Below are 15,731 nucleotides of genomic sequence, written 5' to 3' on the forward strand. Positions count from 1 at the left end.
TCGATGACTTCCGCATCCGAGCCCATGCCGCTCGCCGACGTCGACCTCACCGACCTCGACATATTCACCGACGGTGTGACCCCCTGGCGCATGTTCCACACCCTGCGCCACGAGGACCCGGTCCACTGGCAGCCGGAGGACGCCCCCAACTCCGGTTTCTGGGCGGTGACCCGGCACGCCGACATCGCCCGTGTCGACCGCGACCCGGAGACCTTCACCTCGACGAGGTTCGTCAACCTGGAGGAGGTCGACGACGACCAGATCAAGAAGCGCGCCTCCATCCTGGAGATGGACGGCGTACGGCACCGCGCGCTGCGCAGCGTCATCCAGCGGCAGTTCGGCGCCAGCGTCATCAACAGCTACGCCGACTTCCTGCGCGGCCTGACGGCGACGACGCTGGACGCGGCGCTCGCCAAGGGCACGTTCGACTTCGTCTCCGACGTCTCCGCGGACTTCCCGATCAACGTCCTGGCGCGTCTCCTCGACGTGCCGCCGGAGGACAACCAGCAGCTCATCGACTGGGGCAACCGGATCATCGGCAACACCGACCCCGACTACGCCGACGTGCTGCTGCACAGCGCCGAGAGCGAGAAGTACCGCGATCTGCCGTTCCGCTCCCCCGCGTCCGTCGAGGTCTTCGAGTACGGCCGCGAGCTGGCCCGGCAGCGGCGCGGCGGCGACGGCACCGACCTGGTCTCCAAGCTGGTCAACACGGTCCCGCGGGACGGCGTCCCGCTGTCCGCGCAGGACTTCGACAACTACTTCCTGCTGCTGGTGGTCGCCGGCAACGAGACCACCCGGCACACCATCACCCACTCCATGCTGGCCCTGCTGCAGCACCCCGAGCAGCTGGCCCGCCTCCAGGAGGACCCCTCGCTCATCCCGGGGGCGGTCGAGGAGTTCCTGCGCTGGGCGTCCCCCGTCTACCACTTCCGGCGCACCGCGACGCGGGACGTGGAACTCGGCGGCAAGCGGGTCAGGGAGGGCGACAAGGTCGTCATGTGGTTCGCGTCCGGCAACCGCGACGAGGAGGTCTTCGGCAACCCGTACGACTTCGACGTCACCCGGGCCGACAACGACCACGTCACCTTCGGCAAGGGCAGCCCGCACCTGTGCCTGGGCAACCTCCTCGCCCGTACCGAGATCCGCATCATGTTCGAGGAGCTGATCCCGCGCCTGGCCGACATCAGGCTGACCGGCGAAGTGCCGCGCGTGCGCTCCAACTTCGTCAACGGCATCAAGAAGCTGCCGGTCAAGGTCACGCTCGCCTGAGGGGGTGAGCGCCGGGGCACCGGGGCGCCAGGAAATTCGGGTGCCCCGGTGCGAGGGCCGGCAGTACCGTCCCGGCGTGAGCGATGACGACGGCTACTTCGGAGAGACCATCGCGGCCGGGTACGACGATTCAGCGGCGGACATGTTCCGCGCGGACGTGGTGGACCCGGCGGTGGACCTGCTGGCGGAACTCGCCGGCGACGGCCCGGCGCTCGAACTCGGCGTCGGCACCGGCCGGATCGCGCTGCCGCTGGCCGGCCGCGGGATTCCGGTGCACGGCATCGACATGTCCCGGGCGATGGTGGAGCGGCTGCGCGCGAAACCCGGCGGGGACGCCGTCGGGGTGACGATCGGGGACTTCGCGACGACCCGGGTGGCGGGCGAGTTCGCCCTCGCCTACCTCGTGTTCAACACGATCGGCAATCTGACCACCCAGGACGCCCAGGTCGACTGCTTCGCCAACGCCGCCGCCCATCTGCGGCCCGGCGGCTGCTTCGTCGTCGAGGTGGGGGTACCCGAGCTGCGGCTGCTGCCGCCCGGGCAGAGCGCCGTGCCGTTCCACATCAGCGACACCCGCTGGGCGTTCGACACCTACGACGTCGCCACGCAGGCGATGAGCTCGAACTACGTCACCATCGTCGACGGCCGTGCCGAGCACTGGTCGATCCCGTTCCGGTACGTGTGGCCGGCCGAACTGGACCTGATGGCACGCCTGGCCGGCCTGCGGCTGCGCGACCGGTGGGGCGACTGGACGCGCGAGCCGTTCACCGCCGAGAGCGGCAAGCACGTGTCGGTGTGGGAGAAGCCGGCCGGCTGAGCGTCGCGCCCGCTCCCGGGCGGGAGCCGAGAGCCGGGTGGCCGCTCGGCGAGGCCCTCGTCAGGGATTCGTCCACGCCTCGGGATCGTCCGCGAGGCTCAGCACGTCGTCGGGGAGCTTCGCCGCGGCCACGTGGGCCAGGGTGACCTCGCCGAGGATCTTGCGGACGTTGGCGCGCACCGCGATCCACAGCGGCAGCAGGGACTCCGCGGGGCCGATGTAGGAGAGGTCGGGCGGGCGGACGCCGCGCACCGAGACCAGCGGGCCGTCGGCGACGCGGATCACCTCGGCGATGGCGATCGAGTCCGCCGGACGGGCGAGCCGGTAGCCGCCCTTGCCGCCGCGCTGGCTGACCACGAGGCCGCCCCGGCGCAGATCGCCGAGGATGCCCTCCAGGAACTTGTGCGGGATGCCCTGCGCGTCGGCGATGGCTTCGGCCTTCAGTGAGGTGTCGTCTCCTGCCGCGGCCAGCTCCAACGCCGCCCGCACCGCATAGTCCGCTCTGGCCGAGATCCGCATGCTGGGATTATCCCTCACCGCCGCGCCGGTCCTCACCGGTCGGCGGCTTCGGTCAGGCGGGAAGGCTGAACGGCGGATGCGCGCCGTTCAGGAAGTAGTCCCCCACCTCGCGCAGCCTGTGGGCGACGGGCTCGCGCAGGGTGTGGGTGCGCGTGTCGCGCCAGAAGCGGTCGAGGCCGTGCCGGGTGAGGGCGGCGGGCGCGCCGACGGCCTCCAGGGCGCGGCTGGTGATCTCCTGCGCGGCCCGGGAGGCGGCGGCCTCGGCCGCGCTCGCGAGGACGGCGATCCGCGCGCACTCCTCGTCGTCGAGGTCCTCGCCCCGGTCGAGGCCGCGGGTGAGGGCGTCCACCGCCTGGTCGGCGAGGGCGGACGCGGCGCGCGCGGCGACGGCGAGTTCACCGTAGGCGGCGAGCACGTACGGATCCTGCGCCGGGTTCCCGGGCCAGGGCTGGGGTGTGGTCGCGTGCCAGGGCGACTGCACGGCCCGTCCGTGCTCGCGGACTTCCCCGAGCAGCCCCTCCGCGACGCCGAGACAGAACTGGGCGGAGACGAGCCGTGCGGTGGGCGCGGCGAGGCCGGCGAAGGGCGACAGGGCGCCGTCGTCGGAGGAGAGGGAGCCGAGTACGTCGTGTCGCGCGACCGGCACCGAGTCGAAGGTGACGGCGCCCGCGGCCGCCAGCCGCTGCCCGAAGGTGTCGCCGCCTGCGCCGCTCACCAGGCCGGCCTGTGCGGGGTCGACGAGCACGGCGAGCGGCTCTCCGGTGCCGGGCACGGCGGCGCGGACCAGCAGCCGGTCGGCGACGCCGACTCCCGAGCCGTAGCGCTGATGCCCGTCCAGCAGGTAGCCGTGTGCCGCCGGGGTGAGCATGAGCGGCGGTTCCTGCGAGGCGATGCCGCCGCCCCAGTACCACTGGCCCGCCGCGGACGCCCGCTCGATGCGGGCGGCGCGCTCGGGCCCGGCGAAGAACCGGGCGCTGTGGGACAGGAAGTAGTGGTTGCCCAGGAGGTGTCCGACGGCTCCGTCGGCGGCGGCGACGGTCCTGACGACGGCGTACGCGACACGCCAGTCCTCGCCCGCCCCGCCGTGCGCGGCCGACACCAGCAACGTCAGCAGACCCGACTCGCGCAGCCGCCCCACCTCGTCGAGCGGCGGCTTGCCGGCCTCCTCGCGCGCGGGCGCGTCCGTGGCGAGGTCGTCGGCGAGTTCGCGGGCGATGTGCAGCCAGTCGGCCGGCCCGTCCACCGACGGGACGACGGCATCCCGCCCGGGGTCGCCGAACGGAGCGGCCGGGGCCGGAGGGGCGATGGTCATGGCGTCATCCTCACTCGCTCCGTCGACGGGGGTCAACACTTCCCTAGTAATTCGGTAGGAAAACTAGGGATGACGGTCCGCTCTGGCCGATTCGCACTCCTGTCCGGCCAGTTCACGACCGCGGCCGGCTGCGTCGGAGGTGGGTCAGCGCACGGTCCCGGCATCGGCGAAGGGAATCCGGGCGGAGGGGTTCGCCCCCTGGCCGAAGGGGTGCCGCCACAGCCCCCGCGCCCCCAGCCGGGGCAGGACGCCCTCGCCGAACCAGTACGCCTCCTCCAGGTGCGGGTACCCGGAGAGCACGAACTCGTCGATGCCCAGCCGGTGGTACTCCTCGATCCGCTCGGCGACCTCGTCGTGGCTGCCGACCAGCGCCGTGCCCGCGCCGCCCCGCACCAGCCCGATGCCCGCCCAGAGATTCGGATGGATCTCCAGTCCGTCGGAACCGCCACCGTGCAGGGCGAGCATCCGCCGCTGCCCCTCGGACTCGCTGCGGGCGAGACCGGCCTGTACGGCCCGTACGGTCTCGGTGTCGAAGCCCGCCAGCAGCCGCCGCGCCTCCGCCCACGCCTGTTCGGCGGTGTCCCGGGTGATGACGTGCAGCCGGATGCCGAAGCGGACGCCGCGGCCGGCCCGCTCGGCGAGCGCCCTGATCCGGGCGATCTTCTCGGCGACGGCGGCCGGCGGCTCGCCCCAGGTGAGGTAGACGTCGGCATGCCGGGCGGCGATCTCGCCGGCGATCGGAGAGGAGCCGCCGAAGTAGACCTCGGGGACCGGGTCGGGCACCCGGGCCAGCCTCGCGCCCTCGACCTGGAGGTGGGCACCGACCAGATCGACGGTCTTGCCCTCCCACAACCCCCTGACGATCTGCAGGAATTCACCCGTACGGCGATAACGGTCGTCCTTGTCGAGGAAGTCGCCGTAGGCCCGCTGCTCCTGGCTCTCCCCACCCGTCACCACGTTCAGCAGCAGCCGTCCGCCGCTCTGCCGCTGGAAGGTGGACGCCATCTGCGCGGCGAGGGTCGGCGAGACGAAGCCGGGCCGGAAGGCGACCAGGAACTTCAGGCGCTCGGTGTTCTGGCTGACCATCGCGGTGGTCAGCCAGGCGTCCTCGCACCAGGCGCCCGTGGGGGTGAGCGCGCCCACGAATCCGAGGTCCTCGGCGGCGCGGGCGATCTGGCTCAGATAGGCCACCGTCGGCGGCCGGTCCCGCCCGGACACGGTGGCCGGGGTGCCGTGACCGCCGCCCACGACGTCGCGGCTGTCGCCGTTGGTGGGCAGGAACCAGTGGAAGGTGAGGGTCATGGGGGTCTCCGGTGGAAGGTCGGGCGTGGGGCCGAGGACGGTGCGGGCGGGGGGAATCGAGTGCCGGGAGAGCGCGCCGGCGGCGGCGCTCAGCCCGTGGCGGCCAGCAGGGTCGGACGGCCGCCCAGCGCGAGCGAGAACTGGTCGGTGACCTGGGCCAGTGCCTCGGCCGGGCCCGGCGCGACGGCCAGGCTGCCGTCGTCGCCGACGCTGATGTCCTTGTCGAGGGTGAACCAGCCCGGGGTGATGTGGGCGGGCCCCATGGAGTTCAGCACCGGGCGCAGGGCGTAGTCGATGGCCAGGACGTGGGCGGTGGTGCCTCCGGTCGCCAGCGGAAGGACGGTCTTGCCCGCCAGCGCGTACTGCGGGAGGAGGTCCAGCAGCGACTTCAGCAGGCCGGAGTAGGCGGCCTTGTAGACGGGGGTGCCGATCACGATGCCGTCGGCACGCTCGAAGAGGGCGGTGGCCCCGACGACCGCCGGGTGCCGGAAGTCGGCGTGCAGCAGCGCCTCGGCGGGGAGCGTGCGGACGTCGAGCGGGATCACGTCGTGTCCCTGGGCGGTGAGCCGGTCGTCCAGGTGACGCAGCAGCCGGGCGGTGCGGGAGGTGGCGGAGGGGCTGCCGGAGACGGAGAGGATGGTGGCCATGGGGTGGACCTTTCAGGAGTACCAGGTGGGCTGCGGCGGTTCGCCCGCGCGGACGCGGCGGCCGGTCCCGCGGGCTGCGTGAGAGGACCCGGTCAGGTCACGGTGACCGGATGCCGGACCACCGCGTCGAACAGGTAGCCCGGTGTGTTGGCCTCGGCGACATCCGGCCGGCTGCGGCCGGCCGTGTCGGTGGCGCGGGCCAGCAGGTGGGTGGCACCGGGTGTGTCGGGCTTCCAGGTGACGGACCATCGGGTCCAGGTGTCGGCGCGGGGCCGGTCGTGCAGCCGGGCCGGTCGCCGGCGCACTCCTCCGTCGGTGCTGACGTCGACCCGCGCGATCCCTCCCCCTCCCGACCAGGTGCGGCCGTGCGGCACCTGCCGTCTGGACACGGACGGGGCGGAAGACGGCGGGATCGGTGGCCACGCGGATGACGCCTGCACGGCCGCACATCAGAGAGTTCCGACCCGGGCGCCCCCGGCCTCGGCGTCGCGCCTGGCGACCTCCTCGCGGACGATCGGGATCACATGACGTCCGAAGTCGATGGCGTCGCCCAGCAGGTCGTAGCCGCGCGCGGAGAGGATGTCGACGCCGAGGTCGTAGTAGTCGAGGAGTGCCTGCGCCACCGTCTCCGGGGTGCCGACCAGGGCGTTGGAGTTGCCGGCACCGCCGGTCGCGGCGGCGGTGGGGGTCCACAGGGCGCGGTCGTAGCGCTCTCCCGCCTCGGCGATGGCGAGCAGCCGCCGCGAACCGGTGTTCTGCGGCCGGTCGTTCGCGTTGTGGCGCCTGGTGACCGGCTCGCCCTTCTCCCTGCGTGCCTTGATCGCGCCGACCGTGCGACGGGCCTTCTCCCAGGCCAGTTCCTCGGTGGGGGCGATGATCGGGCGGAAGGCGACCTGGATGCGGGGGACGTCGGTGCGGCCCGCGGCCCTCGCTGCCGCCTTCACGTTCTCGATCTGTTCGGCGGTCCTCGCCAGTGGCTCGCCCCACAGGCAGTAGATGTCGGCCTCGGCGCCGCCGGCCGCGTACGCGGCGGGCGAGGAGCCCCCGAACGAGACCCCGGGGCGGGGCTGTTGGACGGGGTGGACATCGCTGACGAAGTCGTGGAAGCGGTAGTGCTCGCCCTCGTGGTCGAAGGGCTCGTGGGTGGTCCAGATCTTCTTGACGACGCGGATGTACTCCAGCGTGCGGGCGTAGCGCTCGTCCTTGGTGAGGGTGTCGCCCTCGCGGCCCTGCTCGTGGTCGTTGCCGCCGGTGATGAAGTGCACGGTCAGCCGGCCCTCGCTGATCCGGTCCAGAGTGGCGAAGGTCTTGGCGGCGAAGGTCGGGTAGGAGACGTTGGGCCGGTGGGCGAGCAGGATCTGCAGCCGGTCCAGCTTGCTCGCGATGTACGCGGCGGCCGGTGCGGGGTCCGGGGAGCCGGAGCCGTAGGCGAACAGCACCCGGTCCCAGCCGTGGTCCTCGTGCGCCCGGGCGAGCCGGAGCGTGTAGTCCTTGTCGAAGGCGGCGCCGGAGCGCGGCGTGGTTTCGGAGCCGTCGTCGGTGGCGGCGATGCCTAGGAACTCCACGGGCATGGAGGTGACCTTTCGGGCGATGCGGTGCGGGGCGGGCATGACCGGGATGCCGTGCGCCCGAGCACAGATGACGGGTCATCAGGGAGGGACCGATGGGTTCGGTACGTGCGTGACGACGCCGGGCGCCGGTGAGGACGCGAGGCGGTGCTGCGGCAGCGCGCGAAGGGGGAGCTCGGCCCGCGACGGGGTCACCGAGGGAGGGAAGGGCCGGTCAGACGGCCCGCTGCCGAGTCAGACGCAACACGCCGCGGACCACACTCGACAGAAGTCGATGTGACCGCGCGAGACCAAGCGCCGCTGGGCATGCATGCGAGTAATTGAGCAGTACATCGTGCTGCGCGTCAAGCATCGCCCGGATGCCGGACCGCCCCGACCGGCGCCGCTCACCCGTCGTTGACACAGCCGCGCGGTGGGCGCATACGATCGATGACGGACCGGGCCCGCGCCACGCGGCAGCCCTTCCGGCCGCGTTGAGGGACGCGGCTCCGTGACGACGCCCCATCCGACCGCACCGTGCCCGCGCCGTGCCGCGCGCCCACGAGTGCCCCCGGGTGGTCGTCCACGTCCGCCTTCCCTCCCCCGGAGAGCCTCCCCATGCTCACGCCGTCCGAAGTCACGCCCACCCCTGCCCCCGCCCCTGCCAGGGCCGTCCTGGTCGTCGTCGGCGCGGGTCCGCGCGCCACGGGTCTGCTGGAACGCATCGCGGCCAACGCTCCCGAACTGTGGGACGGCACACGGGAGTTGTGCATCCATCTGGTCGACCCGCACCCGCCGGGGCCGGGGCGGGTCTGGCGCCGGGAGCAGTCCGCGCTGCTGCGGATGAACTCCATGGCCGAGGACGTCACCATGTTCACCGACGAGTCGTCCACCGTCGAAGGCCCGATCCGTCCAGGACCCTCGCTCGCCGAGTGGGCGGCCGGTTTCTCCGGCCGGAGGCCGCTGCACACCCCGCGAGCCGAGCCCGCCGACCCGCAGGTGCTCGCCGAACTGCGGGCGCTCGACGGCGCCGACTTCCCCACCCGCCGCGCCCAGAGCGCCTATCTGGACTGGGTGTTCCGCCGGGCGCTGGACCAACTGCCGCCCACCGTCACGGTCGAGTGGCACCGCACCACGGCGACCTCCGTCACCGGCCCCCCGGACGGTCCGCAGCAGGTGCGCCTCGCCGGCCGCGCCGGCCCGCTCACCGCCGATCTGGTGGTCCTGGCTCAGGGGCACCTCGGCTCCACGCCCGCCGCCGAGCACCGTGCGCACGCCTCCTTCGCCCGCCGCCACGGCCTTTTCCATCTTCCGCCGGCGTTCTCCGCCGACGCCGACCTGTCCGCCCTGCGCCCCGGCGAGGATGTCGTCCTGCGCGGCTTCGGGCTCGCCTTCGTCGACCTGATGTCCCTGCTCACCGAGGGCCGCGGGGGCGCCTTCCGCACCGAGGCCGACGGCACCCTCACCTACCTCCCCTCCGGCCGCGAACCCGTGCTGCACGTCGGATCGCGCCGCGGAGTGCCGTACCACTCCAAGACGCGCTACCGACTGCGGGGCCCGCGGCCGCCGTTGCCGCGCCACTTCGGGGCGGCCCAGGTCGACGCGCTGCTCGCCCTGGAGCGCCCGCTGGACCTGCGCCGCGATGTCTGGCCGCTGATGGCCAAGGAGATCGGCTTCGGCCACTACCACGAGCTCTTCCATGCCCACCCCGAGCGCACCGCCCTGCCGTGGCCGAGGTTCGTCGCCGCCTACGACCGACTGGACTGGTACGGCGACGAGATGGCCGCCCTGGTCGCCGCGGCCGTACCCGACCCGGCGGACCGTCTGGACTTCGAGACCCTGGACCACCCGCTGGACGGCCTGGCCTTCGCCACGCCCGACGCCTTCCAGGACCATCTGCGCGACCACATCGAACGGGACGTCAGCCGCCGTGAGGACCCGGAGTTCAGCGCCGACCTCGGGGCGTTCCTCGCCCTGCTCTCGGTGTACGGGCAGGTGCCCGGCCTGGTCGCCGCGGGACGGCTGACCGCGCGGTCCGTCGCCGAGGACCTGGACGGCTGGTGGCACGGGTTCTTCAGCTTCCTGGCCTCGGGCCCGCCCGGTTTCCGGCTGCGCCAGCTGCTCGCCCTGTCCCGCGCGGGGATCGTCCACTTCCTGGGCGCCGGTGTCCGTGTCGGGACCGACGAGGGCACCGGCACCTTCACCGCGACCGGTCCCACCGTCTCCGGTCACACCGTCCACGCCACCGCGCTGATCGAGGCGTATCTGCCCACCCCCTCCCTCGACCGCACGGAGGACCCGCTCCTGCGCGCGCTGCGCCGGGCCCGGGCACTGACCGAGGAGGTCATCGCCGATGCCACCCACACCCACCGTTCCGGTTTGCTCGCCGTCTCCCCCGCGGACGGCCGTGTCGTCGACCCTTCCCTGGGCGGCGGCCATCCCCGCCGCATCGCCCTCGGCGCTCCGACCAACGGCCGAGCCGTCGCCGCCTTCGCCAGACCTCACACCAACGCGCCCGCTTTCCGACAGAATGACGCGATTGCCCGCACCCTGCTCCGGGCTCTGAGAACTCCATTCCCAGCCAGTGAGATAACTGCGTCCACTATGTGAACAGCCTCTTGGGGTGGGCGCAACCTTCTGCCACGATCCCCATCAACCAGGTAGGAAAACTAGGAATCAGTGGGGTGGGGTGGCCATGAGAACGCGCGACCACGCGGTCCTGCCGCCGTCACTTCTGACCTCGCGTCGCCACATCGACTTCGGGCGCACGTCCAGCGCCATCTGTCGCCGCGTCTGAGACGTTCCGCGGAAACCCCCCACGCGTCCCCCCACACCGCTGCGCTCCCTGCCGTCCCATCCGGACGGCGGGCGAGCGGTGTGCCGTGCACGCCGACGCGCGCCTCGCCCGCGTCGCAGCCCTTGATCACCTTTCCTGATGGCCTTCCCCGAGAGGACACCTCCGTGTCTGCCGCAAGACCGCTCAAGACCCTGCGCACCTTCGCCGTCATAGCGGCGCTCCCCCTGCTGCTGACCGCCTGCGGCTACGGCGCCGAGTCCACCGACGACGGCAAGCAGGCCGAGGTCGCCGCGGACGCCGAGAAGCTCTCCGTCGACGAGGTGAAGATCGGCTACTTCCCCAACCTCACGCACGCCACCGCCCTGGTGGGCGTTGAAAAGGGCCTGTTCCAGAAGGAGCTCGGCGGCACCACGATCAAGGCGTCGACCTTCAACGCCGGTCCGTCGGAGATCGAGGCGCTGAACTCCGGTTCCATCGACATCGGCTGGATCGGCCCCTCCCCCGCCATCAACGGCTACACCAAGGCGGCCGGCAAGAACCTGCGGATCATCTCCGGTTCCGCGTCGGGCGGCGTGAAGCTCGTGGTGAACCCGGAGAAGATCAAGTCCGTCAAGGACGTCAAGGGCAAGAGGATCGCCACCCCGCAGCTCGGCAACACCCAGGACGTGGCGCTGCTCAACTGGGTCTCCGAGCAGGGCTGGAAGGTCGACGCCGAGAGCGGCAAGGGCGACGTCTCCGTGGTCCGCACGGACAACAAGATCACGCCCGACGCCTACAAGTCGGGCTCGATCGACGGTGCGTGGGTGCCCGAGCCGACCGCGTCCAAGCTGGTCGCCGAGGGCGGCAAGGTGCTCCTCGACGAGGGCGACCTGTGGCCCGACAAGAAGTTCGTGATCACGAACATCATCGTGTCGCAGAGCTTCCTGAAGGAGCACCCGGACGTCGTCGAGGCCGTCCTGCGCGGTTCCGTGAAGACCAACGCGTGGATCAACGCCAACCCGGACCAGGCCAAGGCATCCGCCAACAAGGCCCTGGAGAAGCTCTCCGGCAAGGCGCTGCCCGCCGAGGTCATCGACCCTGCCTGGAAGTCGATCACCTTCCTCGACGATCCGCTGGCCGCGACCCTCGACTCCCAGGCGGAGCACGCGGTCAAGGCCGGTCTGCTGGAGCAGCCCGACCTGAAGGGCATCTACGACCTCGCGCCGCTGAACAAGGTCCTGAAGGCCGAGGGCCACGACGCGTTCGACGACGCCGGTCTCGGCGTCGAGTGACCACCGTTCCGAGAGTTCCCAGGAGGTGACGACCATGGCCGCCACGGCCACGACCGCCAAGGTCACCGAGGACGCCACAGCGGTGCCGTACGCCGCCCGGCTCGAGCACGTCTCGAAGTCCTTCGCCGGCCCCGCCGGGCAGCAACTCGTCCTCGACGACATCACCCTCGATGTCGCGCCGGGCGAGTTCGTCACCCTCCTGGGGGCCTCGGGCTGCGGCAAGTCCACTCTGCTCAACCTGGTCGCGGGGCTCGACCTGCCGTCCGCCGGCTCGATCGGCACGGACGGCAGGCCCGCGCTGATGTTCCAGGAGCACGCCCTGTTCCCGTGGCTGACCGCGGGCAAGAACATCGAACTCGCCCTGAAACTCAGCGGGGTGGCGAAGGCCGAGCGGCGCGAGCGGGCCGAGGAGCTGCTCGAACTGGTCCGGCTGAAGGGCTCCCACGGCAAGCGGGTGCACGAGCTGTCGGGCGGTATGCGGCAGCGGGTCGCGCTGGCGCGGGCGCTCGCCCAGGACAGCCGGCTGCTGCTGATGGACGAGCCGTTCGCGGCGCTGGACGCGATCACGCGGGACGTGCTGCACGACGAACTCACCCGTATCTGGCGGGAGACGGGCGTGTCCGTGCTGTTCGTGACGCACAACGTGCGCGAGGCGGTACGGCTGGCGCAGCGCGTCGTCCTGCTGTCGTCGCGGCCGGGCCGTGTGGCCCGGGAATGGACGGTCGGCATTCCGCAGCCGCGTCGTATCGAGGACGCGGCGGTGGCCGAACTGTCCGCCGAGATCACCGAAGAACTGCGTGGGGAGATCCGCCGCCATGGCCGGCACTGACAACGGCGTCGACGTCGAGGGCGAGGCCCGTGACGCCGTCACCATCACGGGCGACACCAGGGTCGACGCCAGGAGGAACGGCGCCGAGGACCTGGCGGGGCTGGAGGCCGGGCTCGACGCCCTGGACTCGGTACAGGTGCGCCGTACATCGCTGCGCGAGACCCTGACCCGCAAGGTGCTGCCGCCCGTCACGGCGGTCGCGCTGGTGCTGGTGGTCTGGCAGGTGCTGGTGTGGGCGCAGGTCGTCCCCGCGTACAAGCTGCCCTCACCGGCCGACGTGTGGGGCGAGGTGCGGGAGGCCTGGCTCCAGGGCACGCTGCTCGACTACATCTGGACGTCCGTCTCGCGCGGTCTGCTGGGCTTCCTGCTGTCGCTGGCGATCGGCACGCCGCTGGGTCTGCTGGTGGCACGGGTGAGGTTCGTGCGCGCGGCGATCGGCCCGATCCTGTCCGGTCTGCAGTCCCTGCCGTCGGTGGCCTGGGTGCCGCCGGCCGTCCTGTGGCTGGGTCTGAACAACTCGATGATGTACGCCGTGATCCTGCTCGGCGCGGTCCCCTCCATCGCCAACGGCCTCGTCGCGGGCATCGACCAGATCCCGCCGCTGTTCCTGCGCGCCGGCCGCACCCTGGGCGCGACCGGTCTGCGCGAGGCCCGGCACGTGGTGATGCCGGCGGCCCTTCCCGGTTATCTGGCGGGCCTGAAGCAGGGCTGGGCGTTCTCCTGGCGTTCGCTGATGGCGGCGGAGATCATCGCGTCCTCCCCCGACCTCGGCATCGGCCTCGGTCAGTTGCTGGAGAACGGCCGCAACAACAGCAGCATGTCGCAGGTGTTCCTGGCCATCCTCCTGATCCTGCTCGTCGGTGTCGCGATCGACCTGCTGATCTTCAGCCCGCTGGAGCGGCGGGTGCTGCGCGGCCGGGGCCTGCTGGTCAGCCGCTGACGGAAGGACCACGCCCGGCCGGGGGGCTGGACACCCAGCGGGTCTGCGGTCGGCGGCAGACCCGCTGGGCCGGATCACCTCACCCGGCAGGGATGTGCACGGGGGCGGCGGGTCATGGCCGCCTCGGCGGCTGGATCCACCCCAGCGACCGTTCGACGGCCCGCTTCCAGCACTCGTACTCCCACTCCCGGCGCTCGGTCTCCATGTCGGGCAGCCACTGCGCGGCCCGGTGCCAGTTGCGGCGCAGGATCTGCAGGTCCGGCCAGTAGCCGGCCGCCAGACCGGCCGCGTACGCGGCGCCCAGCGACACGGTCTCGGCGACCAGGGGACGGACGACGGGAACGTCGAGCACGTCGGCGAGGATCTGCATCAGCAGATGGTCGGACGTCATGCCTCCGTCCACCTTGAGCTGCTTCAGGGCGAGCGCCGAGTCGGCGTTCATGGCGTCGACGACCTCCCTGGTCTGCCAGCCCGTGGCCTCCAGGACGGCGCGGGCGAGGTGGCCCTTGGTGATGTACGACGTAAGGCCGACGATCACGCCGCGGGCGTCGCTGCGCCAGTGCGGTGCGAACAGGCCGGAGAACGCGGGGACGATGTAGCAGCCGCCGTTGTCCTCGACGGTGCGGGCCAGCGTCTCGATCTCCGGGGCGCTGTGGATCAGGCCCAGCCGGTCGCGGAACCACTGCACCAGCGATCCGGTGACGGCGATCGGGCCTTCCAGCGCGTAGACGGTGGGCTGGTCCCCGATCTTGTACGCCACGGTCGTCAGCAGTCCGTGCTCGGAGCGGACGAGGTCGGTGCCGGTGTTCATCACCAGGAAGCTGCCGGTGCCGTAGGTGCATTTCGCCTCGCCCGGGGAGAAGCACGTCTGCCCGAACAGGGCGGCCTGCTGGTCGCCGAGGGCGGCCGTGATGGGCACGCCGGGGAGCAGGGCGCTCGCCTCGCCGTAGCGCTCCGCCGAGGACCGGATCTCCGGGAGCATCGCGCGTGGCACGCCGAAGAAGTCCATGAGTTCCGTGTCCCAGGTCAGCGTGCGGATGTCCATGAGCATGGTGCGGCTGGCGTTGGTGGCGTCCGTGATGTGCAGGCCGCCGTCGGGGCCGCCGGTGAGGTTCCAGATCAGCCAGCTCTCGATGGTGCCGAACAGCACCTCGCCGTCGCGGGCACGCCGCTCCAGCCCGTCGACGTTGTCGAACAGCCAGCGGATGCGGGGCGCGGAGAAGTACGTCGACGGGGGCAGGTGGCAGCGGTCGAGGAAGAAGTCGTCACCGGGGTGGTCCCTGAGGTCGTCGACGAGCGGGGCGGTGCGGGTGTCCTGCCAGACGATCGCCCGGACCAGCGGGGTCCCGGTCCGGGGGTCCCACAGCACGGTCGTCTCGCGCTGGTTGGCGATCCCGATCGCCGAGATCTGGCCGGCGTCGATCCCGGCGTTCGACAGCGCTTCGGGGACGACGCGCTGGAGGTTGCGCCAGATCTCGACGGCGTCGTGCTCGACCCAGCCGGGCCGGGGGAAGAACTGCTGGTGTTCCCGCTGTGCGACCGACACCAGCCGCCCCCCGTGGTCGAACAGGATGCAGCGGGTGGACGTGGTGCCCTGGTCGATGGACATCACATACCGTTCAACCATGATCGGCCCTGCCTTCCGGTGCGTCGCGGAGGTGCTGGGGGCCTACCAGCGAGCCGCGCCCAGGTCTCTGGAGATCGCGCGTGCCGCCTCCCGCAGCACGGTGATCAGGGCCGGCAGCGGCCGGCCTTTGGTGTCGCAGATCCGCTCCACGGCGCCGGACACGCCGATCGCGCCCACCACGAGACCGCCCTGGCCCCGGATCGGCGCGGCTATCCCGGCCTCGCCCATGCTCATCTCCTGTACTTCGGCGCCCCAGCCCAGGTCCCGTATCTCGCCGAGCGCCCGGTTCAGCTCCGCGGGGTGGACCAGGGTGTGGCGGGTGTACGCCTCCGGTTCGTCCTCCAGCAGCGGTTCCACGGGGGTCGCTCCGAAGGCCAGCAGGACCTTGCCGAGCGAGGAGGCGTGCAGAGGCAGCAGCGCGCCGACGTCGAGGGTCTGGAGGGTGTCGTCCGGCCGGAAGACGTGGTGGATGACGAGCACCCTGCCCTCCAGGGGCGTCCCCAGCCGGACGGCCTCGCCGCTGCGGGCGGCGAGGGCGTCGGCCCAGTTGATGGAGCGCGAGCGCAGTTCGTTGACGTCGAGGTAGCTGGTGCCGAGGTGCAGCAGAGCCGCCCCGAGCTGGTACTTTCCGGTCGCCGGGTCCTGCTCGACGAAGTCCACGTGCTGCAGGGTGCGTAGGATTCCATGGGCGGTGCCCTTGGCGAGCCCCAGCGAGGAGGCCACTTCCCCGAGCCCCAGCCGGCGGGATCCACCGGCGAGCAGTCGCAGGATCGCCGCCGCCCGCTCGATGGACTGGACTGGGCCGGCCATGAGGCGATGGTAGTCCCAGTTTTTCCGCTTTGGGACTGTCG

At 71.9% G+C, this 15,731-nt stretch carries 13 protein-coding genes and 1 pseudogene; 6 read left to right on the forward strand and 8 right to left on the reverse strand.

Going from position 1 to position 15,731, the window contains the following annotated elements:
- Window positions 1-3 precede the first annotated feature (3 nt).
- Both ACGFW6_RS05680 and ACGFW6_RS05685 read left to right on the forward strand, forming a co-directional pair.
- Window positions 4-1,272 (forward strand): cytochrome P450, encoded by a 1,269-nt coding sequence (locus ACGFW6_RS05680; protein WP_393504960.1) that lies wholly within the window; start codon window positions 4-6, stop codon window positions 1,270-1,272.
- A 76-nt stretch (window positions 1,273-1,348) separates the two neighbouring features.
- Window positions 1,349-2,089, forward strand: a complete 741-nt coding sequence (locus ACGFW6_RS05685) for a class I SAM-dependent DNA methyltransferase (protein ID WP_393504962.1) — start codon at window positions 1,349-1,351, stop codon at window positions 2,087-2,089.
- 60 nt (window positions 2,090-2,149) lie between these two features.
- Here the strand turns inward: ACGFW6_RS05685 and ACGFW6_RS05690 are convergent, their stop codons facing one another.
- The 6 genes and pseudogenes from ACGFW6_RS05690 to ACGFW6_RS05715 form a co-directional block, all read right to left on the reverse strand.
- Entirely contained in the window at window positions 2,150-2,608 is a 459-nt protein-coding gene (locus ACGFW6_RS05690; protein WP_126898495.1) for an Rrf2 family transcriptional regulator, read from the reverse strand.
- 52 nt (window positions 2,609-2,660) lie between these two features.
- A complete protein-coding gene (locus ACGFW6_RS05695) occupies window positions 2,661-3,920 on the reverse strand; it encodes an acyl-CoA dehydrogenase family protein (protein ID WP_393504964.1) in 1,260 nt (419 codons plus the stop codon).
- A 144-nt stretch (window positions 3,921-4,064) separates the two neighbouring features.
- Window positions 4,065-5,222: an LLM class flavin-dependent oxidoreductase gene (locus ACGFW6_RS05700; RefSeq protein ID WP_393504966.1), complete on the reverse strand. Its 1,158-nt coding sequence runs from the start codon at window positions 5,220-5,222 to the stop codon at window positions 4,065-4,067.
- Between the two features lie 89 nt (window positions 5,223-5,311).
- Window positions 5,312-5,869, reverse strand: a complete 558-nt coding sequence (gene ssuE / locus ACGFW6_RS05705; protein ID WP_393504968.1) for an NADPH-dependent FMN reductase — start codon at window positions 5,867-5,869, stop codon at window positions 5,312-5,314.
- 92 nt (window positions 5,870-5,961) lie between these two features.
- Window positions 5,962-6,252 (reverse strand): annotated as a pseudogene (locus tag ACGFW6_RS05710) (sulfite oxidase); the annotation flags it as partial.
- Window positions 6,253-6,318: 66 nt separating this feature from the next.
- On the reverse strand, window positions 6,319-7,440 hold the full coding sequence (locus tag ACGFW6_RS05715; protein WP_393505116.1) for an LLM class flavin-dependent oxidoreductase: 1,122 nt from the start codon (window positions 7,438-7,440) through the stop codon (window positions 6,319-6,321).
- A gap of 594 nt (window positions 7,441-8,034) precedes the next feature.
- Between ACGFW6_RS05715 and ACGFW6_RS05720 the strand changes: the two genes are divergently transcribed.
- From ACGFW6_RS05720 to ACGFW6_RS05735, 4 genes are all read left to right on the forward strand, one after another.
- A complete protein-coding gene (locus ACGFW6_RS05720) occupies window positions 8,035-10,026 on the forward strand; it encodes an FAD/NAD(P)-binding protein (protein ID WP_393504970.1) in 1,992 nt (663 codons plus the stop codon).
- Window positions 10,027-10,377: 351 nt separating this feature from the next.
- Window positions 10,378-11,484: an ABC transporter substrate-binding protein gene (locus tag ACGFW6_RS05725; protein WP_393504972.1), complete on the forward strand. Its 1,107-nt coding sequence runs from the start codon at window positions 10,378-10,380 to the stop codon at window positions 11,482-11,484.
- 34 nt (window positions 11,485-11,518) lie between these two features.
- On the forward strand, window positions 11,519-12,313 hold the full coding sequence (locus ACGFW6_RS05730; RefSeq protein ID WP_393504973.1) for an ABC transporter ATP-binding protein: 795 nt from the start codon (window positions 11,519-11,521) through the stop codon (window positions 12,311-12,313).
- Window positions 12,300-13,253, forward strand: coding sequence for an ABC transporter permease (locus ACGFW6_RS05735; RefSeq protein ID WP_393504975.1), 954 nt, complete (start codon window positions 12,300-12,302; stop codon window positions 13,251-13,253). Before ACGFW6_RS05730 ends, ACGFW6_RS05735 begins: the two co-directional genes overlap by 14 nt.
- A gap of 112 nt (window positions 13,254-13,365) precedes the next feature.
- Here the strand turns inward: ACGFW6_RS05735 and glpK are convergent, their stop codons facing one another.
- Both glpK and ACGFW6_RS05745 read right to left on the reverse strand, forming a co-directional pair.
- Window positions 13,366-14,880 carry a glycerol kinase GlpK gene (gene glpK, locus ACGFW6_RS05740; RefSeq protein ID WP_393504977.1) on the reverse strand — a complete coding sequence of 505 codons (1,515 nt, stop codon included), beginning with the start codon at window positions 14,878-14,880 and terminating at the stop codon, window positions 13,366-13,368.
- A gap of 42 nt (window positions 14,881-14,922) precedes the next feature.
- Entirely contained in the window at window positions 14,923-15,690 is a 768-nt protein-coding gene (locus ACGFW6_RS05745) for an IclR family transcriptional regulator (protein ID WP_393504979.1), read from the reverse strand.
- Window positions 15,691-15,731: the final 41 nt, after the last annotated feature.

This window comes from Streptomyces sp. Y7 (assembly GCF_043195415.1).
Lineage (GTDB): Bacteria > Actinomycetota > Actinomycetes > Streptomycetales > Streptomycetaceae > Streptomyces.